The 24,639-nt window shown below is 47.6% G+C and carries 21 protein-coding genes; 5 read left to right on the top strand and 16 right to left on the bottom strand.

Translation table 11 applies throughout. The annotated features are described in order from the left end of the window. Positions 1-82 precede the first annotated feature (82 nt). From fsa to spo0F, 3 genes are all read right to left on the bottom strand, one after another. Positions 83-721, bottom strand: coding sequence for a fructose-6-phosphate aldolase (fsa, locus tag G9F50_RS01540; RefSeq protein WP_007407613.1), 639 nt, complete (start codon positions 719-721; stop codon positions 83-85). A 118-nt stretch (positions 722-839) separates the two neighbouring features. Beyond that, positions 840-1,697, bottom strand: coding sequence for a class II fructose-bisphosphate aldolase (locus tag G9F50_RS01535; RefSeq protein WP_003151102.1), 858 nt, complete (start codon positions 1,695-1,697; stop codon positions 840-842). A 175-nt stretch (positions 1,698-1,872) separates the two neighbouring features. Next, positions 1,873-2,247 (bottom strand): sporulation initiation phosphotransferase Spo0F, encoded by a 375-nt coding sequence (gene spo0F, locus G9F50_RS01530; RefSeq protein ID WP_012118670.1) that lies wholly within the window; start codon positions 2,245-2,247, stop codon positions 1,873-1,875. A gap of 164 nt (positions 2,248-2,411) precedes the next feature. On the opposite strand from spo0F, the gene G9F50_RS01525 reads away from it, so the two are divergent. Next, complete coding sequence (locus G9F50_RS01525; RefSeq protein ID WP_007407614.1) at positions 2,412-2,933, top strand: DUF2529 domain-containing protein; 522 nt, start codon at positions 2,412-2,414, stop codon at positions 2,931-2,933. Between the two features lie 47 nt (positions 2,934-2,980). Here the strand turns inward: G9F50_RS01525 and pyrG are convergent, their stop codons facing one another. The 3 genes from pyrG to G9F50_RS01510 all read right to left on the bottom strand — a co-directional run bounded on the left by pyrG (position 2,981) and on the right by G9F50_RS01510 (position 7,692). After that, positions 2,981-4,588, bottom strand: a complete 1,608-nt coding sequence (gene pyrG, locus G9F50_RS01520) for a glutamine hydrolyzing CTP synthase (RefSeq protein ID WP_003151098.1) — start codon at positions 4,586-4,588, stop codon at positions 2,981-2,983. 240 nt (positions 4,589-4,828) lie between these two features. After that, on the bottom strand, positions 4,829-5,356 hold the full coding sequence (rpoE, locus tag G9F50_RS01515) for a DNA-directed RNA polymerase subunit delta (RefSeq protein WP_007407616.1): 528 nt from the start codon (positions 5,354-5,356) through the stop codon (positions 4,829-4,831). Positions 5,357-5,583: 227 nt separating this feature from the next. Continuing rightward, complete coding sequence (locus tag G9F50_RS01510; protein ID WP_060562430.1) at positions 5,584-7,692, bottom strand: (Fe-S)-binding protein; 2,109 nt, start codon at positions 7,690-7,692, stop codon at positions 5,584-5,586. Between the two features lie 138 nt (positions 7,693-7,830). Here G9F50_RS01510 and cls (G9F50_RS01505) point away from each other — a divergent pair, with 138 nt between their 5' ends. The 3 genes from cls (G9F50_RS01505) (at position 7,831) to G9F50_RS01495 (ending at position 10,346) form a co-directional block, all read left to right on the top strand. Beyond that, positions 7,831-9,030 (top strand): cardiolipin synthase, encoded by a 1,200-nt coding sequence (gene cls / locus G9F50_RS01505; protein WP_020954350.1) that lies wholly within the window; start codon positions 7,831-7,833, stop codon positions 9,028-9,030. 12 nt (positions 9,031-9,042) lie between these two features. Further along, positions 9,043-10,005: a UV DNA damage repair endonuclease UvsE gene (gene uvsE / locus G9F50_RS01500; RefSeq protein WP_060562429.1), complete on the top strand. Its 963-nt coding sequence runs from the start codon at positions 9,043-9,045 to the stop codon at positions 10,003-10,005. 68 nt (positions 10,006-10,073) lie between these two features. Continuing rightward, complete coding sequence (locus tag G9F50_RS01495) at positions 10,074-10,346, top strand: hypothetical protein (protein WP_003151087.1); 273 nt, start codon at positions 10,074-10,076, stop codon at positions 10,344-10,346. A 68-nt stretch (positions 10,347-10,414) separates the two neighbouring features. Here the strand turns inward: G9F50_RS01495 and G9F50_RS01490 are convergent, their stop codons facing one another. The 8 genes from G9F50_RS01490 to G9F50_RS01455 form a co-directional block, all read right to left on the bottom strand. Then, positions 10,415-12,142 (bottom strand): ABC transporter ATP-binding protein, encoded by a 1,728-nt coding sequence (locus tag G9F50_RS01490; protein ID WP_060562428.1) that lies wholly within the window; start codon positions 12,140-12,142, stop codon positions 10,415-10,417. 80 nt (positions 12,143-12,222) lie between these two features. Beyond that, the gene (gene cls, locus G9F50_RS01485) at positions 12,223-13,725 is read right to left on the bottom strand and encodes a cardiolipin synthase (protein WP_060562427.1); all 1,503 of its coding nucleotides are present in this window, start codon (positions 13,723-13,725) and stop codon (positions 12,223-12,225) included. Between the two features lie 95 nt (positions 13,726-13,820). Further along, positions 13,821-14,450, bottom strand: coding sequence for a YitT family protein (locus G9F50_RS01480; RefSeq protein WP_060562426.1), 630 nt, complete (start codon positions 14,448-14,450; stop codon positions 13,821-13,823). A 139-nt stretch (positions 14,451-14,589) separates the two neighbouring features. Further along, positions 14,590-15,261 carry a respiratory nitrate reductase subunit gamma gene (gene narI, locus G9F50_RS01475; protein ID WP_060562425.1) on the bottom strand — a complete coding sequence of 224 codons (672 nt, stop codon included), beginning with the start codon at positions 15,259-15,261 and terminating at the stop codon, positions 14,590-14,592. After that, on the bottom strand, positions 15,258-15,815 hold the full coding sequence (narJ, locus tag G9F50_RS01470) for a nitrate reductase molybdenum cofactor assembly chaperone (RefSeq protein ID WP_060562424.1): 558 nt from the start codon (positions 15,813-15,815) through the stop codon (positions 15,258-15,260). Before narJ ends, narI begins: the two co-directional genes overlap by 4 nt. Positions 15,816-15,840: 25 nt before the next feature. Beyond that, positions 15,841-17,304, bottom strand: coding sequence for a nitrate reductase subunit beta (gene narH, locus G9F50_RS01465; protein ID WP_060562423.1), 1,464 nt, complete (start codon positions 17,302-17,304; stop codon positions 15,841-15,843). Then, positions 17,294-20,980: a nitrate reductase subunit alpha gene (locus G9F50_RS01460; protein WP_060562422.1), complete on the bottom strand. Its 3,687-nt coding sequence runs from the start codon at positions 20,978-20,980 to the stop codon at positions 17,294-17,296. Before G9F50_RS01460 ends, narH begins: the two co-directional genes overlap by 11 nt. Before the next feature lie 178 nt (positions 20,981-21,158). After that, positions 21,159-21,635 (bottom strand): cyclic nucleotide-binding domain-containing protein, encoded by a 477-nt coding sequence (locus G9F50_RS01455; RefSeq protein WP_007407629.1) that lies wholly within the window; start codon positions 21,633-21,635, stop codon positions 21,159-21,161. 142 nt (positions 21,636-21,777) lie between these two features. Here G9F50_RS01455 and G9F50_RS01450 point away from each other — a divergent pair, with 142 nt between their 5' ends. Continuing rightward, entirely contained in the window at positions 21,778-22,497 is a 720-nt protein-coding gene (locus G9F50_RS01450) for a YwiC-like family protein (RefSeq protein ID WP_060562421.1), read from the top strand. A gap of 32 nt (positions 22,498-22,529) precedes the next feature. Here G9F50_RS01450 and G9F50_RS01445 read toward each other — a convergent pair whose 3' ends face one another. Together G9F50_RS01445 and narK are read right to left on the bottom strand one after the other, a co-directional pair. After that, positions 22,530-23,246, bottom strand: a complete 717-nt coding sequence (locus tag G9F50_RS01445) for a fumarate/nitrate reduction transcriptional regulator Fnr (RefSeq protein WP_007407631.1) — start codon at positions 23,244-23,246, stop codon at positions 22,530-22,532. 97 nt (positions 23,247-23,343) lie between these two features. After that, on the bottom strand, positions 23,344-24,534 hold the full coding sequence (gene narK, locus G9F50_RS01440; RefSeq protein ID WP_007407632.1) for a nitrate transporter NarK: 1,191 nt from the start codon (positions 24,532-24,534) through the stop codon (positions 23,344-23,346). Positions 24,535-24,639: the final 105 nt, after the last annotated feature.

Below are 24,639 nucleotides of genomic sequence, written 5' to 3'. Positions count from 1 at the left end.
TTGATACTGAAGGCCCGCTGCCAAACAGGAAAACATAAGGGTGCGGCAAACGGATGCAACCGGTTTGCCGCCCTTTTCACCCTTATTTATTCCAGTCTGCCAAGAATTGCTCGATGCCTTTATCCGTTAACGGATGTTTCGCCAGCTGGTGAATGACTTTCAGCGGCATCGTACCGATATGCGCACCGCGTAAAGCGGCTTCAGTCACGTGCTGCGCATGACGGATGGAAGCTGCGATGATTTGTGTATCAATGTCATGAATGTCAAAAATCTGTCTTATTTCTGAAATCAGTTCAAGACCGTTATGGCCGATGTCATCCAGACGGCCTAAGAACGGAGATACATAAGTCGCCCCGGCTCTTGCCGCCAAAAGCGCTTGGTTGGCGCTGAAAATGAGCGTTACGTTTGTTTTAATGTTCAGGTCGCTCAGCGCTTTTACGGCTTTTAACCCTTCAGACGTCATCGGGATTTTCACCGTGATATTCGGTGCGATTTTCGCAAGTTCTTTACCTTCTTCAATCATTTCTTCAGCATTCAGGGAAATGACTTCCGCGCTTACTGATCCGCTCACGACTTCCGTAATCTCACGAAGTCTGTCATGGAAAGACACGTCAGCTTCTTTCGCCACTAAACTAGGGTTTGTCGTAACTCCGGCAAGAACGCCAAGTTCATAAGCTTCTTTAATCTCGTCAATGTTTGCTGTATCAATGAAAAATAACATAAGGAAAGCCTCCCCAGTAATAAATTTTCAGAACTGTAAAACATGATTGCGCTTTCTAAAGGTAAGACATAAAACCGCCTGTCAATGCTGTCAGGCGGTTTATGGATGTTACATTGGATTAAGCTTGGTTTGAAGAACCGAACTCACGCATTTTGCCGATAACCGTTTCTTTGATCGCTTCACGAGCAGGTCCAAGATATTTACGAGGATCGTATTCGTTCGGCTTAGCTGCCAATGTTTCGCGGACAGCTTTTGCAGAAGAAATTTGGTTTTCAGTGTTTACGTTGATTTTAGCCGTACCAAGTGAGATTGATTTTTTAATGTCGGCAGTCGGAATTCCTGTACCGCCGTGAAGTACTAATGGAAGGCCGGTTGATTTGCCGATATCTTCCATTTCTTTGAAACCGAGGTTCGGTTCGCCTTTGTAAGGGCCGTGAACAGAACCCAGTGCAGGTGCAAGGCAGTCGATGCCAGTGCGCTCTACAAGTTCTTGACACTCTTTAGGGTCAGCATAGATTACGCCTTCAGCGATCACGTCATCTTCCTGTCCGCCTACAGTTCCAAGCTCAGCTTCAACTGAAACGCCATGGAAATGAGCAAGCTCAACCACTTTAGCTGTAGTTGCTACGTTTTCCTCAAACGGGTGGTGAGATGCGTCGATCATTACAGAAGTGAAACCTGCATGAATCGCTTTCGCACAAGATTCAAAGCTTGAACCGTGGTCTAAGTGAATGGCGACAGGAACTGTCACTTTGTATTCTTCCATAAGAGCTTTAACCATGGCAACCACTGTTTTGAAGCCGCCCATGTAGCGTCCCGCGCCTTCTGAAACACCAAGAATAACCGGGGATTTTTCCTCTTCTGCTGCTTGTAAAATAGCTTGAGTGAACTCAAGGTTATTTAAGTTAAATTGTCCAACAGCATATCCTTTTTCTTTAGCTGTATTCAACATTTCCGTCATTGAAACTAAAGGCATGTCGAAAGTCCTCCTTATGTAGCCTGATTTGCTTCTTCTCGAAAAAAGCTTTCCACCTATAGCATGACCATAAAAACCTGTCATATGTAAAACAACAGATCGCTTTTTCTCCATCTCTAGGATACCAACTTTTCGACAAATCGGCAACACAATGACATAATTGTTTCTAATTTTATTAATTCGATTTTAGAGGTAAATATTTTTTCACCGCGTCTCTGATCTCATCAATGTCAAAAGGTTTCGCAAAATGGGTCAGCGCTCCGAGCTCTTTTGATTCCTTAATCATATCGAGTTCTCCGTAAGCGGTCATGATAATGACGCGGATGGATTCGTCAATCATCTTCATGCGCTTGAGAATTTCGATTCCGTCCATGCCGGGGATTTTCATATCTAAAAGCACGAGATCGGGCCGTTCTTTCGTTACGATGTCCAGCGCCTGTATGCCGTTGGCGGCCTGAAACGTCTGGTACCCTTCTTTATGAAACACTTCATTGAGCAATATGCGTATACCGTATTGGTCATCTACGATTAAAATCTTTTCATTCATCATTTTACACCCCAATATTATCATTTTCGTCAAAAGGAAGCAGTTGTTTATGTATTCTGTTTGATTTTCACATTTCCTTTAATTATAATAGTCTACTTTCCGACATTTTCTGAGCATTTTCTCTTTTGTTGTATACTGTTCTTGTATGTGTAAAGGAGGTTTCACTCATGTTAAAGATATTTACGACACAGCTTGCAGGCATTTTTTCCCGCATTCAGGATAAGGAATCCGAAGCAATAGAAGACGGCGCGCGCCTGCTGGCGCAGGCAGCCGTCAGCGGTCATACCATTTATTTATACGGCGCAAATGAGATGCAGGGCATTTTGTGCGAGGCGGAACTCGGCTCAGAACCGATGCCTTCCGTCAAAGCGTTTCCGGATACAGCTGATTCGATTACAGAAAGCGACAGGGTGCTGATGTTTTGTTCAGGTCCGGGCACGGCTGAAGAACAGGCGCTGGCTCAAAAGCTTTATGAAAAAGGGATCGGCCTCGTTGGCGTATCTCCTGTCATCAAAGATCAAACCGGGATTGAGGAATTTTGTGATGTTCATATTGACAGCAAATTAAAAATGCCGCTTCTGCCTGATGAAGACGGGACAAGATACGGCTTTCCTTCATTAATGACAGGCCTGTATGTCTATCACGCACTGTCCTTTACGTTAAAGGAAATGATGCAGGAATATGCCTGATGCAGAAAAAAGACTTGCCGCTTTTAAAGGAGGCAAGTCTTTTTTTATTACTTCTGTTCTGCAGCTTGTACGGAAGCGCCGATAAAGTCTTTGAATAAAGGCTGAGGTCTTGTCGGTCTTGATTTGAACTCAGGGTGGAACTGGCAAGCGACATACCAAGGATGGTCTTTCAGCTCGATGATTTCCACAAGACGGCCGTCAGGGCTTGTGCCTGAGAACACAAAACCGTTCTCTTCCATTTGCTGTCTGTATTCGTTGTTGAATTCATAACGGTGGCGGTGGCGTTCATATACCACTTCATCCGCATACGCCTCGAAGGCTTTCGTGTCTTCCTGAAGCTTACAAGGGTACAGTCCGAGACGAAGCGTTCCTCCAAGATCCTCGACATCTTTTTGTTCCGGCAGAAGGTCGATGATCGGATAAGGAGTGGACGGATCAATCTCCGCAGAGTGAGCCCCTTCCAGACCTAATACGTTTCGCGCATATTCAATGGATGCAATCTGCATACCGAGGCAGATGCCGAAGAACGGAATTTTATTCTCACGCGCATACTTGGCGGCGATGATTTTCCCTTCTACGCCGCGGTCTCCGAAACCGCCGGGCACGATGATTCCGTCTGTGCCGCCAGTCAGCTCTTGAATATTGCTTTCTGTCACTTCTTCGGCGTTAATCCATTTGATCTTCACATCAGCGTCAAACGCATAGCCGGCGTGGCGCAGTGATTCAACGACTGAAATGTAAGCGTCCTGAAGCTCGACGTATTTACCGACGAGGCTGATTGTAATGGTTTTAGACAAGTTTTTCACTTTCGTGACAAGGTCTTTCCATTCCGTCATATCCGGGTCTTTGCATTCTAATTTCATATGATCGCAGACAAGCTTATCGAGTCCCTGCTCCTGAAGGTTAAGCGGGATGGAGTAAAGGTTGTCCGCATCTTCGCACTCGATGACCGCTTTCGTGTCAATATCGCAGAAGAGCGCGATTTTATCTTTCATATCTTGAGAAATCGGCATTTCCGTGCGCACGACGATGATATTAGGCTGAATACCGAGGCTTCTCAGCTCTTTTACGCTGTGCTGCGTCGGTTTTGTTTTCAGCTCGCCCGCCGCTTTGATGTACGGAACAAGCGTACAGTGAATGTACATCACGTTTTCATGGCCGATGTCGCTTTTCATTTGACGGATGGCTTCAAGGAATGGAAGGGATTCGATATCTCCCACTGTTCCGCCGATCTCAGTAATGACTACATCTGCGTTTGTTTCTTTGCCTGCACGGTACACGCGGTCTTTCAGTTCATTTGTGATGTGCGGAATGACCTGAACCGTTCCGCCGAGGTAGTCCCCGCGGCGCTCTTTTTTCAATACGGCAGAATAGATTTTACCGGTCGTCACGTTGCTGAATCTGTTCAGATTAATGTCAATGAACCGCTCATAATGCCCTAAGTCAAGGTCAGTCTCAGCGCCGTCATCGGTAACGAATACCTCACCGTGCTGGTACGGGCTCATCGTTCCCGGGTCAACGTTGATATAAGGGTCAAATTTTTGGATGGTGACACTCATGCCTCTGTTTTTCAACAGGCGGCCAAGTGATGCAGCCACAATTCCTTTTCCGAGTGATGATACAACTCCCCCGGTTACAAAAATATATTTCGTCATTTCGTTTGCTCCTCTCTTCGGTCTGCGCTACATTCCTTAAAATGTGCCGTTTTATAGAAAATCATTTCACTAAAAACAAATGATGTGTAAAAGAATTTGGGAGATGAAAATAAGAAAGCTCCCTTTCAATTTCTTGAAAGGGAGCGTAGCACTCTTATGAATTCTCTTCTTTTTGAAGAGCCCAAAATACATACTACATAGTTCGACAATGAAAGTCAAGATCGTTTTGCTGATATAAAATCAGTCTTTGCGATCCTCTTCCTCATCATCATAATCTTCCTCATCTTCTTCAATCATCTCGTCTTCGATCTCAAGCTCGTCGTCATCTTCTTCATCGATATCTTCGTCGTCAAAGCTGTCTGCTTCAAGGTCAATATCTTCTTCTATTTCATCGAGATCGATGTCATCTTCGTCAACTTCCTCGAATTCATCAAGGTCGAGATCTTCCTCAACGACTTTTTTCGCTTTTTTCTTTTTCGCTTTTACAGTCGGCTGTGTTTCTTCGTCCAGCTGATCGTACGGATACCAGCTGCGAAGCCCCCACGTCTGGTCTGACAGAGCAATAAAGCGGCCGTCAATGTTCAGGTCTGTATAAAATTGGGCGATACGGTCACCCAGTTCCTCTTTCGTAACACCGAGCAAGGAGATCATTTCATTCAGCAGCTCCTGGAACGGAACCGGTTTTTTATGTTCTGAGAAAATTTCGTGAGCGATTTCAACTAAAGCCATCTGCTTCAGCTGTTCCTGAGAATATTGTTTGATACTCAAGGTCGGACACTCCCTTTCTATTACTTATATGTATCTGTTTCTATCCTATAATAAGAACGAATTTGTATTGTTTTGTTCATAAACCATACCTCTCATTATAAACAAATTAAAACAGAATATGCTACCCTAAACAGCGTAATTTAAGAAATTTTAGAGCTGTCCCTTCATAAATGGGCTGATGTGCGAAAACAAAGCCGCCGGCATATGCGCCGGCGGCCCGCTTCTTTCTATAAAGACTCTTGTTTTTCAGCGCCGAATACAGACATGGCGAGCAATTCACTGACATCATAAGTGCCGATCGCGTCTTCGGCTTCTTTCGCTTTCGTACCGTCACCGAGCATGGTCAGACAGTAAGGACAGCCGGAGCTGATGACCGTCGGGCTGACAGAAAGCGCCTGCTCAGTCCGGGCCGTGTTGATTCTCGCTCCCGTTTCTTCTTCCATCCACATGAGCCCTCCCCCGGCGCCGCAGCACATCCCGTTTTCGCGGCTGCGCTCCATTTCCTTCAATTGAACGCCCGGAATGGCTTTTAAGATCGCTCTCGGCGGCTCATACACTTCATTGTATCTTCCTAAATAGCACGAGTCATGGAAGGTAATCGTTTCATTCACCGGGTGAAGCGGTTTTAGTTTCCCCTGTGACACAAGCTCGGCTAATAATTCAGTATGATGATAGACTTCGGCCCGGAATCCGAAATCAGGATATTCATTTTTGAACATATTATAGGCGTGCGGATCAATCGTGACGATTTTTTTGATCCCGTGTTTTTCAAATTCGCCGATGTTGTGTTCCGCCAGCTCTTGGAACAGAAACTCGTTGCCCAAACGGCGCGGCGTATCGCCTGAGTTTTTTTCCTTATTGCCGAGAATCGCAAAGGATACGCCCGCTTCATTAAGCAGCTTTGCAAATGAGACGGCAATCTTTTGGCTCCTGTTATCGTAGGAACCCATTGAGCCTACCCAAAACAAATAGTCGAACTCTTTGTCTTGTTTTTTCATTTCTTTCACTGTCGGAATCTCTGTATCGGCCTGCTCCCGCCAGTTCTCCCGCTCTTTCCGGTTTAAGCCCCACGGATTTCCCTGTCTTTCAATGCTTGTCATGGCCCGCTGCGCGTCGCTGTCCATCTTCCCTTCCGTAAGCACAAGATAGCGGCGCAGATCGATAATTTTATCAACGTGTTCATTCATGACCGGACATTGATCTTCACAGTTGCGGCAAGTGGTGCACGCCCAAATCTCCTCTTCCGTGATGACCTCGCCGATTAAGCTCGGGTTGTAATCAATGGCTGCGGCCGCTTCACGCGATCCTCCCCCTGAGGAAGCCGCGGCGAGCTGATTCGCTTTCGTGTGCTGAAAAACGGGCGCGGGCACCCACGGAGATTTTGACGTCACGGCAGCGCCTTTTTCCGTCAAATGGTCTCTGAGTTTTAAAATGAGGTCCATCGGCGAGAGCATCTTGCCCGTACCGGAGGCCGGACACATATTTGTACAGCGGCCGCATTCGACGCAGGCGTAAAGGTCGACAAGCTGAGAGCGGCGGAAGTCTTCAATCTTTCCGACGCCGTAGCTTTCTTTCGTCTCATCGGTGAAATCGATTTTTTCCAGCTTTCCTTTTGAATCCAGCCTGCTGAGGAACACATTCGCCGGACCCGCAATTAAGTGCGCATGCTTTGATTGCGGCACGTACACTAAAAAGCTGAGCAAAAACAACAGATGAAGCCACCATGAAACATAAAACACGGCGGCGGCCGCCGGCGCTGAAAGACCGCCGAGCACAAACGCAATGGAGGAAGCGATCGGTTCCGTCCAAGACAGAGAATGATCGTGCCATAAAAGGTTCATGGCGTTCCCGAGAAGCACCGTCACCATCAGTCCGCCGATAAACAGCAGGACAAGCCCCGCTTTAAACCCGCGTTTCAGTCTGACGAGTTTTTCAATGTAGCGCCGGTAAAACGCCCAGACTACGGCGATTAAAATCAGAAACGTGACGATTTCCTGAAAAAAGGTAAACGCCGGATAAACCGGACCGAACGGCAGATGACGGTCAGGAAGCAGCCCTTTCAGAATAAAATCAATTGCGCCGAACTGAACGAGTATAAAACCGTAAAAAAACAGAACGTGGATGATGCCGCTCTTTTTATCTTTCAGCAGTTTTTTCTGTCCGAACACATTCACCCATATCTTCTGAAGACGTTCTTTCAGGCGTTTATCAAATTCTTCCCTTTGGCCGAGCTTAATATAAGCGATCCTCGTTCTGATCAGGTAAACGAATAAATAAACGGCGTAAGCGGTTACAGCTGAAAACAGCAGCGCGTTTACCATGAGAAATGCGTTCATCTTGTCTCCCCCTTTGTTCTGATACCCCTCTTCATTGTCATATCTTTACTTTATCATAAATAATGAATGAGTGTTCAGTCAATAATTAAATTCACATTCTCAGGGCACACTACGAATACTTCGGAAAGGAGCGTCGGTATGAAGGTCATTTTTGTGTTGCTTGTCATTTTTATCATATTGATCGCACTTATGCTGCTAGATATGCTGCTTGGCCGGGCGGCGTACAAAAAACAGGCGTATGAGCCCGTTTTTGACCCGAAAAAGAGTGATATCACACTCATTCACTGCGGCAGCGAGCTTGTGCGGCAGATGACGGCTGATATCCGCCAAGCCGTCTCTTCTATTCATATGATGTTTTTTATTATGAAGAACGACCAAGTCAGCCATGAGATGTTTCATTTATTGAAGGAAAAGGCCCAGGCCGGCGTCTCCGTATATCTGCTGCTCGATTGGGCGGGCAGCCGCCAAGTGAAAAAGCCTTCCATTCAAACGATGAAAAAAGCCGGCGTTCACGTTCATTTTCTAAATAAACCGGCATTTCCGTTTCTATTTTTCAGGCTTCAAAAACGGAACCACCGGAAAGTGACCGTCATTGACGGCAAAATCGGCTATGTCGGCGGTTTTAATATCGCTGAAGAGTACCTCGGCAAAAAAGCGAAGTTCGGAAACTGGGAGGATTATCACCTGCGGATGACAGGCGAAGGCACGGCGGATCTTCAGACTCTTTTTGTAAGCGATCTGAAACGAAACACCGGAAAAGCACCCGGATCACCCGGGGTTTATCCCGCATTATCCGAAGGGAATATCTCTCATAGGACATATGCGTCTGACGGTTTTTCGCTTGAATCGCATTATGAAAACTGCATCCGTAAGGCGGAGAAAAAAATCATTATCGGCACGCCTTATTATGTACCGAGCAAAAAGCTTCAGGAAGCGCTTATTTCAGCCTGCCGAAAAGGCGTCAAAGTCATCTTGATCGTGCCGATGAAGTCAGACCACCCGCTCGTTCGGGAAACAGCTTTTACCTATTATCCCGAGCTTCTGAAGGCCGGCTGCCTCATCTATCGGTATTATCAAGGCTTTTATCATGTCAAAGCTTTCATTATTGATGACCGCATCAGCATTATCGGCACGCCGAATTTTGATAAACGGAGCCTGTTCTGGAATGAAGAGGTGAATGTCATCATTCATGATGAAGCCTTTACAAAGGAAGTGCTTTCAACCATAAAGCAGGACATTGAAAAATCCGAGCTTCTCACATTAGAAAAAGTGAAACAGCGCTCCGTCAGACAGCTTCCTGCAGAATGGCTGGGAAAGGCCATATCTTACTTTTTATAAAGGGGAAACCATATGCTGTTCAGATTCGGATTCGTCGCAAACGCCATGTGCCTTTGGGACGCGTCCCCCGCAAAAACCTTAACATATGCGCGCTATACCAAGCTTTCCCGCAGTGAGCGGAAAGACGCCCTGCTTTCTGTGACGAAAGCAAATCTTACCAATACACTGCGCACCATCCACTATGTGATCAGCCACGGCATCCCGCTGTACAGGTTCTCAAGCTCGATTGTGCCGCTCGCCACCCATCCGGATGTGCTGTGGGATTTTGTCACGCCGTTTCGCCAGGAGTTTCGTGAGATCGGCGGGCTGGTCAGAAAATATGATCTCAGAACGAGCTTTCATCCGAACCAATTCACGCTTTTTACAAGCCCGAAACAGGAGATTACCGCAAATGCGGTCAAGGATATGGCCTATCATTATGACATGCTGGACGCAATGGGCATCGCGGACCGTTCCGTCATCAACATCCATGTCGGAGGCGCTTACGGTGACAAACAAAGCGCGCTTGGCCGTTTCCGCGTGAATCTGAAAGAACTTCCCGATGTCATCAAACAGCGGATGACTTTAGAAAACGATGATAAAACATATACGTCCGAGGAAACACTCAGTGTATGTGAACAAGAAGGCATTCCGTTTGTGTTTGATTATCACCATTTTTACGCCAATCCGACCGATGACGCTGATTTAGATGACATTCTTCCGCGGATGATCAAAACATGGCAGCGGATCGGCTTAAAGCCAAAGGTCCATCTCTCCTCGCCAAAATCAGAATCAGCCATACGCAGTCATGCGGACTATGTGGATGCGAATTTTATTCTGCCGGTGCTGGAGCGGTTCAGACAATGGGATACGGACATCGATTTTATGATTGAGGCGAAAGAGAAAGACCGGGCGCTGCTCCGGCTCGTCGAAGAATTAAGCGCCATCCGCGGAGTCAAACGCCTGGCGGGCGGAGTGCTGAGGTGGAAGGCATAACCAGGTTTATCACCCGTTTATATGGGGAATTTCCGAAATAACAGACCATCAGACGGAGGAGAAAACATATGAAAAACATTACATCTTTGAAAATAGCCGCTAAGAAGTTCACTTTACGAAACATGCTTCAGCTTTATCAGCTTTGCCACACGGGAGGCCACGAGCTGTATATCTACTCTAAAAAAACGATGTGCAAAATCAAAGATATCATTGAGCTGGAAACGTTCAGAATGGCCCATAAAGAACAAGAATATTTAATTGTAGTGGAAGGAAAGAAAGCGGTGCAGCTTGTTGACCGTTTCAAACATATCATCGAACCTGCGCAAAAAGAAGCCCATTAAATACGGACTACATAAAAAAAGGATAGACAGGAGGCTGCCCGGCCCCCCGCTCGTCTATCCTTTTTCTTTTATTGATGTATCAGCTCGCCGAATTGGGCCTGATGAAGTCTCTGGTACATGCCGCCGGATGCCAGCAGTTCCTTATGATGACCTTGTTCAGCGATGCCATCTTTCGTGACGACGACGATCCGGTCCGCATCCTTAATCGTAGCCAGCCGATGGGCGATCACAAGCGTTGTGCGTCCTTCAGACAACTCTTGCAGCGATTTTTGAATGGCGGCTTCCGTTTCTGTATCGAGGGCTGATGTAGCCTCGTCTAAAATTAAGATCGACGGGTTTTTCAAAAACATTCTGGCGATGGAAAGCCGCTGCTTCTGCCCGCCTGACAGCTTCACGCCGCGCTCGCCGATCACCGTGTTTAAACCGTCGGGATACCCGTTTACCAAGTCCTCTAAATGCGCCTGGCGGACGGCCTGCCAGATTTCTTCCTCAGACGCGTCCAGCCGCCCGTAAGCAATGTTTTCCCGCAATGTGCCGGAAAACAGAAAGACATCCTGCTGGACGACGCCGATTTGTCCGCGCAATGACGACAGCGTCATGTCCTTAATATCGATTCCGTCGATGGAAATCACGCCTTCAGACGGCTCATAAAAGCGCGGCAGCAGACTTGTCAGCGTTGATTTTCCCGCTCCCGAAGGCCCGACGAATGCGATTGTCTCCCCAGCATGAATGGACAAATTGATTCCCGACAGAACCGGACTGTTTTCTTCGTAACCGAACGACACACCATCATAACGGATATTCCCTTTTAAACCGGACACATGTCTCGCGTTCGGGGCGTCCTTGATATCAGGCTCCGTTTCCAGTATTTCTATAAAGCTTTTAAAACCGGCAATGCCTCTCGGATACATCTCAATAATCGCGTTGATTTTATCAATCGGACGGAACAGAACGTTCGTCAGCAGCACAAAAGCGACGAATTCCCCGTAAGATAACGATCCGCGGATCACGAACCATGTGCCGCACAATAAGACGAACAGCGTGACGAATCTTGTCAGCATGTAACTGATCGAGCCGTTTTTCGCCATGATTTTATAAGACGTCAGCTTTGTTTTGCGGAAACGCTGATTGTTCACGTCAAACCGCTGCGTTTCAAACGCTTCATTGCTGAAAGCCTGAACAAGACGGATGCCGCCGATATTGTTTTCAACCCTCGCGCTGAAGTCTCCGACGTCTTTGTTCAGTTTTGTAAACGCAGAGGTCATTTTTTTATTGAAATACAAAGCAAGCCATATGACGACCGGCATAATGATAAAGGTCAACAGCGCGAGCTGCCAGTTAATAAACAGCATCACACCGAACGCGCCCAAAATCGTCATGATCGCGATAAACAGGTCTTCAGGCCCGTGGTGGGCGGTTTCTCCGATATACATCAAATCATTGGTGAGCTTGGACATTAAACTGCCCGTTTTGTTGTTATCGTAAAATTTGAACGAAAGCTTTTGCAGATGGTCGAAAAGCTTTTTCCGCATATCGGTTTCAATGTTAATGCCGAGCATATGGCCCCAATACGTCACAACATACTGAAGCGCCGAGCTGAGGGCGTAGACCCCGAATAAAGCCGCGGAAGTCAAAATAATCAGACTCCAATCCCGCCCCGGAAGCAATGTATCGATAAAGTAATTGACAATCAGAGGAAAACTCAGCTCCATCAATCCGCCGGCGATGGCAGAAAAGAAGTCGAGAAAAAACAGCTTTTTGTACGGTTTATAATAAGAAAAAAATTGTCGCAGCACGATTCCGTCCTCCTTGTGCCTCGTTCTTAATGATAATATTTCTCAATTATACTATACACAAGGAGTTTTAAAAGCGTTTTTTATAAAACGCCGGAAAATAACCGTGCGAAGGATTCCTTCGTTCTTTCCCATAATGTGCGCTTATAGAAACGGACGGGGCTGATTTTTTCAGACTCCTTCATATCCTCCAGATAATGCGCTTCAAGATCTTTGATCGCCTCTTGATCTGTAAAAAAGACATTGACTTCAAAGTTCAGCTGAAAGCTTCTCATGTCCATATTCGCCGTCCCGACAGAGGCGAGGTTTCCGTCAGTGATGAGCACCTTTTGATGCATAAAGCCTTTTTGATAAGAATAGACTTCGATTCCTTCGCGAAGAAGCTCGGGGAAATACGATCTCGTTGCGTACTGGGTTAAAAATCCGTCATTGGTTTCCGGCACCATGACACGCACCCGGACGCCTCTGGCAGCAGCCTCCTTTAGCGCTGTGCGGATCGGCTCATTCGGCACGAAATAAGGCGTCGCGATCCATACAGACGATTCGGCCGCCGCTATCAGGGCATAATACAGATCGCTCATCCGCTCCTTCATATCGGGTCCTGTCGGAACGACTTGATAGACGCCGCCGCTTTCTGCCGCAACCGGGCGGGTATATGCTTTCTGATCAATCAGCACCTCATCCGAAACGTATTCCCAATCAAGCATAAAAATGCTGTGGAGCGTCTGAACGATTTCTCCTTCGACTTTCATATGTGTGTCCCGCCAAAAGCCAACATCTTGGTCTTTGCCGATATACTCCTTGCCGACATTCAGCCCGCCGACAAAACCGACTTTCCCGTCAACGATGACGATCTTGCGGTGATTTCTGAAATTGAATTTTTGGTTGAAAAAACCGTATTTCAGCGGCAGAAACGGGACGATGTTCACGCCCGCGCGTTTCAGTTTTTTAATATCTTTTCCGGCCAGCTTCAGGCTGCCGGCCGCGTCGAACAAAAATCGCACTTCCACACCTTGACGCGCCTTTTCCATCATAATGTCCATCATCTTGTGCCCGAGCATGTCTGATTTGAACATGTAATACTCAATATGTATAAATGACGCGGCCTCCCGGAGCGCCTCAAACAGCTCCGGAAATGTTTCGTCCCCGTTTTTGAGCACCTTCAGCCTGCTTTTTGTATTGATATTCATATGGGACGCCTTGATTGAATATTGAAAGAAACGCTTCTGATTTCCTTTCAGCCCGGTCAGGTCGGGAGTTTGTTCCATATCAAATATCGTTCTCAGCTTTTCCCGGTTGTATGTCCGTTTCGACCTGAACAGCTTGCCTTTTTCATAAAGCTGGCCGGAAAAAAGGTAAAATAAGTACCCGGCGATCGGAAAAAACACAAGAATATGAATCCATAACAGCGTGTGCTGCGAGGTGCGGTTTTCAAGAATTAACGAATAGATGCTGAACAAAATAATGCTTGCATAGCAAAGCACCCCTCCGTAAAACTCAAGCCTGGAAACCGGAAAAAACCATATGACATATGCTCCGATAAGCATCATATATAAAAAGCAAAATTCCAGTCTCCTTTTCAGCATCCCGACTCTCTCCCATCTGATCCGATATCTCTGTATACCCTCTGTTTTCCGGCTTGTAAACATATGAAAAAGCCTCTCCGCATGAGCGGAAAGGCTTATGATGAAGCTTCCTGTGATTGGCCGGGTGTGATGTTCTGAAGCAATGCCGGATTGAGCGAGCAGCTGCCTTTGATTTTATTTTTGAAGATGCCGATGATCAGACCGGTGACGGCTATCGACACTAAGGAGAAGAGCCCTTTCAGCAACCCGACGGAAAAAATGCCGGCCAGCACGACGCCAAAATCGAAGAGGAAATTAACGGCACCCGGATTCCATCCGCAGCGCTTTTGCAGAAATAAAGCGAGGATATTGGCGCCGCCGAGCGATGCCTGATGATAAAACATGAGCGACAGGCCGAACCCGATCAGCGCCCCGCCGCAAATCGCCCCGGCAAGCGGTGAAACAGAGACCGGCGGCAGCCAGTGATCCGCGCCTGTAAACAGAGTCAGCGCTGTGACTGCAAAAACGGTAGATAGAGTGAATTTGATTCCCATTCTGATGAGAGAAAATATATAAAACGGGATATTGATCAGAAAGAAGATAATCGCAAACGAGGAATGAAACAAGTATGACAGGCTTAGTGACAGTCCCGCTGTTCCGCCGGTTAATACATGAGAATGTCTGAGTGTCAGGACGCCGGCGCTTGTCATCAGACAGGCGGCTAAAATGAGGAAAATCCGCTTCATTCTTCACTCTCCTTTTGTTGCTGTTATTTCCAAATAAAACATAACAGGAATCCCGGCCGCCCAGCCATTACCTTGGCAGAAAATATCTTATGTTTTTATTTTTTCACCATAAAAAATCCCCCTCTTGCAGGGGGGATTTTTACGTGCGTTTCCGATAGACAACATAGCTGCGGGTCAAATACTTGAGGGGCAGGCTGAACACGTGAACCAATCTTGTATACGGCCAAAGGATAAAAACGACGTACCCTATGATGATATGAAACTTAAACCATAGCGGGACACTCTCCATCAAAGAAGCGTCAGGCCGGAACAAAACAATTTCCCTGAACCACGGCCCGACTGTTGCCCTGTAATCAAAGCCTTTCGAATCAATGTTAAGAAATGTGGCCGCAACGCCCGACAGCATCATGAACAGCAGCAGAATAAGCGTCAAGATATCCGATGGCGAGCTGGTTTTGCGGATTCTTTTGTCAAACAGCCTTCTGTACGTCAGGATGACAAGTCCGGCACATGCAGCAATCCCCGCCGGCAGGCCTGCGCCGATCGCCATTTTGTGATACATATGCTCGGAAATGCCAAGGGAAGCATACACGCCTTCCGGGATCAGAATTCCCATGACATGTCCGCCGACAACGCACAGCAGTCCCCAATGAAAAAGTGTGCTGCCAGCGGCAAGTTTTTTCTTTTCTAACAGCTCGCTTGATTTCGCCGTCCAGCCGAATTGGTCATGCTGATAGCGGTAAATATGCCCGCCGATAAAGATCGTCAATACAATGTATGGCATAACGCCCCACAGGATCTGCCCGCTCATGCCTGAACAGCCCCTTCTTCAATGCTTTCACGCACATCGATGTTTTCCAGTGCGGCCTGCAGCACGTGCAGCAGCTCAGCATAGATGCTGTTATTTTTTTCGAGGCGGGAAGCCAGCTCCCTCACATTGGACAGGTATTTTTCAAACACGCTTCTCGCCGCTTCAATCTCCGCAACCGCGGCGAATTCCAGCATCAGCGGCAGGTAATCAGGCAGTTCTTTCTCTGTCGGCAGGAAACCGGATTGCTCGTATGTGTTTTTTAAATGCAGCAATTCAATGCCGCGCTCCCTTTGTTCGCCTGAGTTAAAGTAGGTGACGTACATATTCGTTTTTTTTCCGAAATCGAACGTATACACATAGTGTTCAATCAGCGCTTGCGGAGAAAAGCCGGCTGCCGCCTCTAAAAAGTGCAGCAATTTCTCCCGGATTTGCTGATTGGTGATGTCATGGATAAGAGCCTTCCAATCGGGAATCTCGGCTCTCCACTCTTCCTCCGGATATGAGAGAAGAACGGAAAGAGCGGAGAACGTCATTTGCCGGTCTGTGGTGTTCATGTTATTACACCTCATTTATGAAAAATTAGAAACAAGAGCCCGGGCCGCCTGAAAATGATAAGCCGCAGCTCCCTTGTTCAGCATATAAATCTGACACTTCTTCTCGATGACTGCTCGGGATCACAAAACGGTCATCATATTTGGCGATTGCCAGCAGCCGATACATGTCTTCAATTTGCTGTTCTGTTAAGCCGACACTGGAGACCAATGCCGGGTCGATGGATTTATTCGTCTGAACCGCCCTCATATACTGGCGCATGACGGACATTTTCTTTAACGTTGAACGAATATGATCCGTATCACCGGCCGTTAATAGCTGCGCCAAATAGTCAATCGGAATTCTCATTTGGTCGATAGCCGGAAAAATCGCTTCCGCCGTTTGCCGGCTGCCTTTTCCTTCAAAAAGATTCATAATCGGACTGAGCGGCGGAATGTACCACACCATTGGCAGCGTGCGGTACTCTGGATGAAGCGGCAGCGCAATCTTCCAGTCAATGATCATTTTATAGATCGGCGATTGCTGCGCCGCTTCTATCCATTCAGCCGGGATGCCTTGTTCTTTTGCCAGTTTGGCAATCTCAGGATCATTCGGATCAAGAAAAACGTCCAGTTGGGATTGGTAGAGATCCTTTTCATTTTCAACAGAGGCCGCTTCCTCCACTTTGTCCGCGTCATACAGCATGACGCCGAGATAGCGGATTCTGCCGACACACGTTTCAGAGCAGATAGTCGGCAGCCCCGCCTCCAAGCGCGGAAAGCATAGTGTGCATTTTTCCGCTTTGTTCGTTTGCCAGTTAAAATAGACTTTTTTATAAGGACAGGATGAGACGCAATATCTCCATGAACGGCATGCGTTTTGATCAACAAGCACAATGCCGTCCTCCTCACGTTTGTACATAGCGCCGGACGGGCAGGAGGACACGCACGCCGGATTGATGCAGTGTTCGCAAATACGCGGCAGATACATCATAAAGACTTCATCGAATTCTGTTTTGATCGATTCCTCCATTTTTTGCACGTTTGGATCTTCAAGCCCTGTAATATGGCCGCCCGCGAGATCATCCTCCCAGTTCGGACCCCATTCGATATTCATAAAATCCCCCGTTAAGGACGATTTCGGGCGCGCTACCGGCTGGTGTTTTTTCTGCGGGCTGTTTGTTAATGTTTCATAATCATAGTTCCAAGGTTCATAGTAGTCATCAATCGTCGGCTGGTTCGGGTTATAGAAAAGGCCTGCGAGCCGATTCGTTTTCGGGCCTGATTTCAGTTCAAGCTTTCCTTTTTTCAACGTCCAGCCGCCTTTATATTTGTCCTGGTCCTCCCATTGCTTCGGGTAGCCGATGCCCGGCTTTGTTTCTACATTATTGAAGTACATATATTCCGCACCGGAACGGTTTGTCCACGTGTTTTTGCAGGTGACGCTGCACGTGTGGCAGCCGATGCATTTATCCAAGTTCATGACCATCCCGATTTGCGCTTTAATCTTCAAGCCAATCGACCTCCTTCAGCTTGCGGATGACGACATTCAGGTCGCGCTGATTCCCCGTCGGACCGTAATAGTTAAAGCCGTAACTCAGCTGTGCATAGCCCCCGATCATCTGGGTCGGCTTGACGTGAATCCTTGTCGGGCTGTTATGGGTGCCTCCGCGGTTATTCGTCAGTTTTGTGCCGGGCACATTGATGTGGCGGTCCTGGGCATGGTGCATAAACGCCATTCCTTTAGGAATTCGGTGAGACAAAACCGCTCTCGCGACGACAACACCGTTTCGGTTGAAGCATTCAATCCAATCGTTGTCTTTGATATCCGTGTCCGCAGCATCATCTTTATTCATCCACACGGTCGGCCCGCCGCGGAACAGCGTCAGCATCGGCAGAGAATCAAAATACATGCTGTGGACGGACCATTTATTATGCGGCGTCAAATAATTAAGAACGATCTCTTTGCCCTCTTGATCAGGCCGCTTGCTTAGGAACGGGCGGTGCTGGAGGATCGGTTTAAATGTCGCCATCGTTTCACCGAATTCCATCATCAGTTCATGATCGACATAATAGGATTGTCTGCCGGTCAGCGTCCGCCACGGAATTAATTTTTCCACATTCGTCGTAAACGGCGAGTACCTGCGCCCTCCTTTTTCTGAACCGGTAAAGGCCGGAGAGGTGATGACCGTTTTCGGCTGGGCTGTAATTTGCTCGAACGTAAAGCATTCTTCCTCGCGCTCTTCCGCCAGGTCTTTCAGCTCCAGGTTTGTGATGTTTTCAAGCGATTTCCATGCTTTCACGGCGACTTTTCCATTTGAGGTGGACGACAGGGTTAAAATCGCTTCCGCCGCCTGCTTCGCTTCACTTATATTCGGGCATCCTTTGGCAACGCTGTTTGAATCGGTTTCTCCCAGTCTCTGTTTGAGTGATTCATATTCATCCGCAATCGACCAGCTCATCCCTTTTGTTCCGCTCGGTTTTAAAGCCGTATTAGGGCCAAGCGCGGTCATTTTATGAAAAATGTGTTTGTAATCCCGTTCAACGACATGGATGTTCGGCATCGTTTTTCCCGGAATGGCTTCACATTCACCCTTGCTCCAGTCATTGATTTTGCCGAACGGCTGGGCCAATTCCTGCATCGTGTCGTGGAGGAGCGGCGTTGCGACTACCTCTTTCACCGGCTCCATATCGACTTCTTCCGCCAGATCGGAAACGGCTTTTGACAGCGCCTTAAAAATATCCCAGTCTGACTTCGATTCCCACGGCGCCGAGATGGCCGGAGCAAATGGATGAATAAACGGATGCATATCCGTACTGCTGAGATCGTGTTTTTCATACCATGTCGCCGCCGGCAGCACGATATCGGAATACAGCGCCGTACCCGCCATTCGAAAATCAAGATTGATTAACAAGTCGAGCTTGCCTTCCGGCGCCTGCTCCCGCCATTTGATTTCTTCAGGGCGGATGCTGTCGCTGTCGTCATTCATCAGACCGTTCGTCGTCCCCAGCAGATGCTTGAGAAAATATTCATGCCCTTTCCCTGAGCTTGAGATCAGATTTGCCCGCCATACGAAGAGATTCCTTGGGAAATTCACTTCATTGTCAGGGTCTTCAATCGCGAATTTCAGTTTTTTCTCTTGAAGCCGTGAGGCCACGTACGCACCTACGTCTTCAGGTGTCGCCGCCCCCGCTTTCTCAGCTTCTTTGTACAGATCAATGCCGTTTTGATTGAATGTCGGGTAAGACGGAAGCCACCCTAATCGCGCCGCCAGCACATTGTAATCGGCGTGATGATTGTAGCGGGATGAAGAAGCGATCGGTGAAGCCAAGTCACTGATCGGCTGGTCTTCATAACGCCACTGGTCTGTCGCAAAGTAGAAAAACGAGGTGCCGTTTTGCAGCTTAGGCACGCCTTCCCAGTCCTTTGCGGTTGCAATCGTCTGCCACCCTTCAGCCGGACGGAGTTTTTCCTGCCCCACGTAATGGGCCCAGCCTCCGCCGTTTACGCCTTGGGCGCCTACGAGTAAAACAAGATTTAACACCGCACGGTAAATCGTGTCGGAGTTGAACCAGTGGTTGATCCCCGCCCCTACGATAATCATGGATCTGCCGTCTGTATCAATTGCATTTTGGGCAAACTCCCTGGCAATCTGTATAACGGCTTCTCTTTTAATTCCCGTGATCTGTTCCTGCCAGGCAGGTGTGAACGGACGGGGATCATCATAGGATGCGGCTGATTGTCCGCCGATGCCCCGGTTCACGCCGTAGTTGGCCAATATCAAGTCAAACACGGTCGTGACGTACGTCTCTTCACCGTTCAGGTCCAGTTTTTTAATAGGAAGATCCCGCTCAAGCACTTTGTTTCCGTCATCTGAAAAATACGGAATGCGCACTGAGCCGATTTCGTCCTCTATTCCGAGCACGGAGAGACGGGGCTCAATCTGTTCCCCGGTGTCTTCGTCGATCATGTGCAGATTCCATTTCTGCTGCCCGTCCCAGCGGGAGCCCATTGTGCCTTGCGGTATGGCAAACGCACCTGTCTGTTCATTCCAGACCGCCGGCTTCCACTGATCATTTTTTGTCTGCCGCCCGATGTCTTTTGCATGCAGAAACCGGCCGGCTGTATACACGCCGTTCTCTTTTGAAAGAATGACGAAGAATGGAAAATCGGTGTATTGTTTCGCGTACTCAATAAAACGTTCAGTTTCTTGGTTCACGTAAAATTCCTGCAAAATGACGTGACCCATCGCCATCGCAAGCGCCCCGTCAGTCCCCTGGCGGATACTCAGCCAGTCATCTGCGAACTTTGAGGATTCCGCAAAATCGGGACTGATCGAAATGACTTTAGCGCCTTTATAGCGGGCTTCCGCCAGAAAATGCGCATCAGGCGTTCTCGTTAACGGAACGTTGGAGCCCCATGTGATGATATAGCCTGAATTGTACCAATCACTGCTCTCCGGAACGTCCGTCTGGTCGCCCCAAATTTGCGGGGACGCCGGCGGAAGATCCGCATACCAGTCATAAAAACTGAGCATTGGGCCGCCGATTAACGACATGAATCGCGAACCTGATGCGTGGCTGATCATGGACATCGCCGGGATCGGAGAAAAACCGACATTCCGGTCAGGCCCGTATTTCATCACTGTATACAGCAGAGAGGCTGAAATCAGCTTCAGCACCTCCGGCCATTCCGCGCGGACAAAGCCGCCTTTCCCTCTTGCCTGTTTATAGGACTTCGCTTTTTCAGGGTTTTCAACGATCGATTTCCAGGCATCCAGCGGATTTTGATGCGCCTGCAATGCTTCCCGCCACAAATTGATCAGCACACCGCGTACATATGGATATTTCACACGGAGCGGGCTGTAGATGTACCAAGAAAAACTGGCCCCCCGCGGGCAGCCTCTCGGTTCGAAATCAGGCATATCCGGGCCTGTTGATGGATAATTCAAGTTTTGTCCTTCCCACGTGACAATTCCGTTTTTTACATAAATATTCCAGCTGCAAGAACCCGTGCAGTTGACGCCGTGGGTGGAGCGAACGACTTTGTCGTACTGCCATCTGTTTCTGTATACATTCTCCCAATCACGATCTTCGCTTGTCGTTTGGCTATGGTTATTTGAATGATGTTCGATAGGAGAAAAATAGTTTAATCTCCTGAGCAACGGACTCATTTTCTTTTTCTTCATGATCGTTCACTCCTTCCGAGTCAGGTGATGCTATGTACACTATAAACAGAGACGGCGCGTTTCCTTGTGAACTATGTCACACACTCTGCTTTTTTCACAAAACGTTCACACAGAGCAGCAGGAAGGATTTTCAAACGATATGGGGACGCCCGGCGTCATCAAAAAAAACCGGTTCTGTTTAAGAACCGGGTTCGGCGTTTTCATCCCGTGATGTATGCAGATACCGCAAAAACAACTGATAGGAACAGAAGACATTTTGCTGAAGCATCGCCAAAAAATTCATTTGCAGCCGCGGATGGTAAGACATCATTTGCTTAAAAACGGAATATGGAATATGGAGTACCAGAATATCCGGTGAGGCATTGACTGAGATAAAAGGCGATAAAGAGAGCCCGCCTTTTTCATCAATCGGAAACACATCGCCTTTTTCCCACAGCGCAACGGTTTGCGACCCTTCAGGGAGCCTGCTGTCCGTAAAACGGATATTGCCTTTTAATACAATATAAACGGATTGTGAATGAAGAAAGGATGGAGATTGGTCAGATGAGCCGCGGATAAACGTCCCGTTTTTCAGCAAGGTTTCGACAATGGACAGAGGCACTTCATTAAACATAGGAAGTTGTTTCAGAAATAATAAATAGTCACACTGATTCATAGGAAAGCCTCCTGTGCTAAGGATAGCTTTAGTGTAGCCCGATTGAGCCCGCGCGGCAGTGATGTATTTCACAGCTTGTATGATAAAAGTCACTTATCAGGAGAGTGTTTGTACTTATAATGAAATAAAAAGGAGGGTTTCGATGAAGGCGATGATTCCGAAGCAGCACGGCGCATGGGCGATGCTGCTGATTCCATTTTTACTCGGCATGGTCAAGGGAGGCCCGGTTTTCTGGCATATTCCGCTCTTTCTGGGCTGGCTGTTCCTTTACTTGACGGTTTATCCCGTTTCTCTCGCTTTGAAAAAGAAACAGCTTCAGCCCTATCAAAAGTGGATATGGTATTACGGTTTTCCGGCCTGCTGCTTTTTGATCATTTCTGTCTATCATAAGCCGCAGCTCGTCTGGATCGGCGTTTTTTTATTGCCGCTGTTTCTCATACATACGCATTATGCCCGCCGAAAAAACGAACGGGCGCTCACGAATGATATTGCGGGTGTTCTGTTCTTTTGTTCAGGCGGGCTTGCGAGCTGCTGGCTGGGAACGGGAACCCTTGACGGCTGGGCTTGGTTTCTATTCTTGCAATCCGCTTTATTTTTTGTCGGGAGTTCTTTTTATGTGAAATCGGTCATACGGGAGAGAAAAAACAGAACCTTTGCATACTGGTCGTGGGGATATCACCTCTTGCTCCCCTTTTTATCGGCTCTTCTTGGGGCAGGCTGGGCGTTTCTCGCTTTTATCCCAAGCAGTCTGCGGGCCTGGTTTTTTCACGGAAGAGACTGGCCGGTGAAAACGATCGGCATTCTGGAAATCGTAAATGCCGGCTTCTTTTTCGCCGTCATGTGTATATGTATCACAAGCTGAAAAACAAGGACACCGGCTGCCCTTGTTTTTTTTCAGTCAATATTGCAGATCTCCAGCGGACAATTTTCACACTCGATCTCGCATCGTAAATAGTCCCGCTTGTGCAAAATAATTTTTCCGGTTTCGTCTATCGAAATAACCCCTTGTTTGCGGAGGTCTCCCAGCATGCGGTTGACGCTCTCCCTTGCCGCCGCGCAAAACTTGGCCAAATCCTGATTTGTCAGCACAATGTTAATCAGAATCCCGTCACTTCGTTCCACCCCGTAGCTGTTTGATAAGCGGATAAGGGTGGAATAGAGCGCCCCCTTTTTGCCGTGAAGAAGCAGGTCCCTGATCTTGGACTGGATTTTTCGAAGATGGGTGCTCATCCATTTCATAAATTCAAACGTCAAAACACCGTTTTGGATCAATTCCTTCTCCAGCTTGTTTTTATTAATGACGAGCACCTCGCCATCCTCTAACACTTTCGCACTGAGCATATATCTCGGCTCATCTGTGAATAGCGTCAATTCCCCGACAATATCGTTTTTTTGGCAGATTCTAAGCGTCAGGTCTTTTCCGTCAGATGTCAGCTTGCCGATTTCAATGAGTCCTGACTGAATCAGATAAAGCTCTTTTGCATCCATTCCTTCTTGAAACAAATAAGTGTGTTTTTTCATTTTCCTTTTCGTACTGATCGATTCCAGCAATTCATGCAGTTCGCGGGAAAGAAGTTCTTTATCAGATTTTCGGACAGAGAGAATATTCATGAGCTCACCTCGAAGAAAGTCACGTTGCGTATGTATATTGTAACGTGACTTGATTTGCACTCACCCAGAAAAAACTAACAATCTTGTGAATGGATCATTATGAATTGAGGCTCTGACTGTTTCTCTCCGTATGTGTTTTCATTCTTTCCTGCCAATACATCCAGATCACAAGAACAAAGCTGGCTAACGCGACCTCTGAAAGCGCCATAAACCCGATCGCGTATTGGCCTGTTGCCTGAAATACACTTGCCAGAATCAGCGGAGGGAAAAAACCGCCCAGTCCGCCCATGGCAGACACAATCCCGTTGGCAATCCCCGCTTGCTTCGAAAAATAGAAAGGCACCAGTTTAAATACCGTCCCGTTTCCAATCCCTGAGCAGACTGCCACCGTCAGCGATCCGAACGCATAAAGGCCGATCGTCGGGGAGAATGACAGCATGACGCCTGACAGCGTAAGCCCTGCGAAAACGAACATCAGAATGCGGAGCGGGCTCAGTTTATCTGCAAGAAACCCTCCCACAGGCCTGAGCAGCGTAGAGACCGCAATAAAGCCGGCCGTCCGCAGACCGGCGTCCGCAGGGCTCAGCCCAAAATGCTCAACCAAAAAATTCGGAAGATAGATGGTAAAGGCGACAAAGGCGCCGAACGTAATAAAATAAAACAGGCTCAACATCCACAGCACATGGTTTCGGTAAACGGCTTTCATTTGTGTCTTTATGGAAACTTTGACTTTCTTCTCATGCCGGTCGCCGAACAAAACGTGCAGTAATGCGAAAACAGCCAGCAAAACAAGATACATCTGCACGGTTGCTTTCCATCCCGCGGCTTGAGCGATAACCGGCGCCGCAAAGGTAGTAACGGCGGTCCCGATGTTTCCGGCACCGTAAATCCCATTGACGACTCCGTGCTTTTCTTTCGGATAATATTTCGGGAGGGACGTCACTCCGATGGAGAATACCGCTCCCCCGATTCCTAAGAAAAAGCCGCCCGCGATTAAATCAAATAAAGAATCCGCAATACTGATCCAAAATACAGGAAACAAAAGCAGGATGAAGCTGATCATAAACATCAGCCGCGCCCCGTACCTGTTCGTTAAATATCCTAAAGGAATACGGAGAAGCGATCCGAGAATAACGGGAATCGCCGTCACCAATGAAATTTCGCCTTTGCTTAAATGAATATCTGATGTCATTTGAGAAATGAGCGATGAAATCAGCACCCACACCATAAACCCTGCCACTAAGCTTAATGACTGCAACGATAATTGAATATGTTGACGATTGATCATTCGGCTTGCCCCTTTCACTGATTCAATATCAGTCTAATCATACAAAAACTCAGTGTGCGGGATTGTGAATTACATCACACGCTTTATATACAAAAAAAGAACAAA

This window comes from Bacillus sp. EKM206B (assembly GCF_011066015.1).
Taxonomy (GTDB): domain Bacteria; phylum Bacillota; class Bacilli; order Bacillales; family Bacillaceae; genus Bacillus; species Bacillus velezensis.
The sequence above is the reverse complement of the archived record's forward strand: the minus strand, read 5'-3'. Positions and strand labels throughout refer to the sequence as shown.

What these genes read in the sequence shown, in the direction of transcription:
- fsa (WP_007407613.1), bottom strand. Translation starts at nt 721, where the DNA reads ATGTTATTTTTCATTGATACAGCAAACATTGACGAGATTAAAGAAGCT.
- G9F50_RS01535 (WP_003151102.1), bottom strand. Translation starts at nt 1,697, where the DNA reads ATGCCTTTAGTTTCAATGACGGAAATGTTGAATACAGCTAAAGAAAAA.
- spo0F (WP_012118670.1), bottom strand. Translation starts at nt 2,247, where the DNA reads ATGATGAATGAAAAGATTTTAATCGTAGATGACCAATACGGTATACGC.
- G9F50_RS01525 (WP_007407614.1), top strand. Translation starts at nt 2,412, where the DNA reads ATGTTAAAGATATTTACGACACAGCTTGCAGGCATTTTTTCCCGCATT.
- pyrG (WP_003151098.1), bottom strand. Translation starts at nt 4,588, where the DNA reads ATGACGAAATATATTTTTGTAACCGGGGGAGTTGTATCATCACTCGGA.
- G9F50_RS01510 (WP_060562430.1), bottom strand. Translation starts at nt 7,692, where the DNA reads ATGAACGCATTTCTCATGGTAAACGCGCTGCTGTTTTCAGCTGTAACC.
- cls (WP_020954350.1), top strand. Translation starts at nt 7,831, where the DNA reads ATGAAGGTCATTTTTGTGTTGCTTGTCATTTTTATCATATTGATCGCA.
- uvsE (WP_060562429.1), top strand. Translation starts at nt 9,043, where the DNA reads ATGCTGTTCAGATTCGGATTCGTCGCAAACGCCATGTGCCTTTGGGAC.
- G9F50_RS01495 (WP_003151087.1), top strand. Translation starts at nt 10,074, where the DNA reads ATGAAAAACATTACATCTTTGAAAATAGCCGCTAAGAAGTTCACTTTA.
- cls (WP_060562427.1), bottom strand. Translation starts at nt 13,725, where the DNA reads ATGCTGAAAAGGAGACTGGAATTTTGCTTTTTATATATGATGCTTATC.
- G9F50_RS01480 (WP_060562426.1), bottom strand. Translation starts at nt 14,450, where the DNA reads ATGAAGCGGATTTTCCTCATTTTAGCCGCCTGTCTGATGACAAGCGCC.
- narI (WP_060562425.1), bottom strand. Translation starts at nt 15,261, where the DNA reads ATGAGCGGGCAGATCCTGTGGGGCGTTATGCCATACATTGTATTGACG.
- narJ (WP_060562424.1), bottom strand. Translation starts at nt 15,815, where the DNA reads ATGAACACCACAGACCGGCAAATGACGTTCTCCGCTCTTTCCGTTCTT.
- G9F50_RS01460 (WP_060562422.1), bottom strand. Translation starts at nt 20,980, where the DNA reads ATGAAGAAAAAGAAAATGAGTCCGTTGCTCAGGAGATTAAACTATTTT.
- G9F50_RS01455 (WP_007407629.1), bottom strand. Translation starts at nt 21,635, where the DNA reads ATGAATCAGTGTGACTATTTATTATTTCTGAAACAACTTCCTATGTTT.
- G9F50_RS01450 (WP_060562421.1), top strand. Translation starts at nt 21,778, where the DNA reads ATGAAGGCGATGATTCCGAAGCAGCACGGCGCATGGGCGATGCTGCTG.
- G9F50_RS01445 (WP_007407631.1), bottom strand. Translation starts at nt 23,246, where the DNA reads ATGAATATTCTCTCTGTCCGAAAATCTGATAAAGAACTTCTTTCCCGC.
- narK (WP_007407632.1), bottom strand. Translation starts at nt 24,534, where the DNA reads ATGATCAATCGTCAACATATTCAATTATCGTTGCAGTCATTAAGCTTA.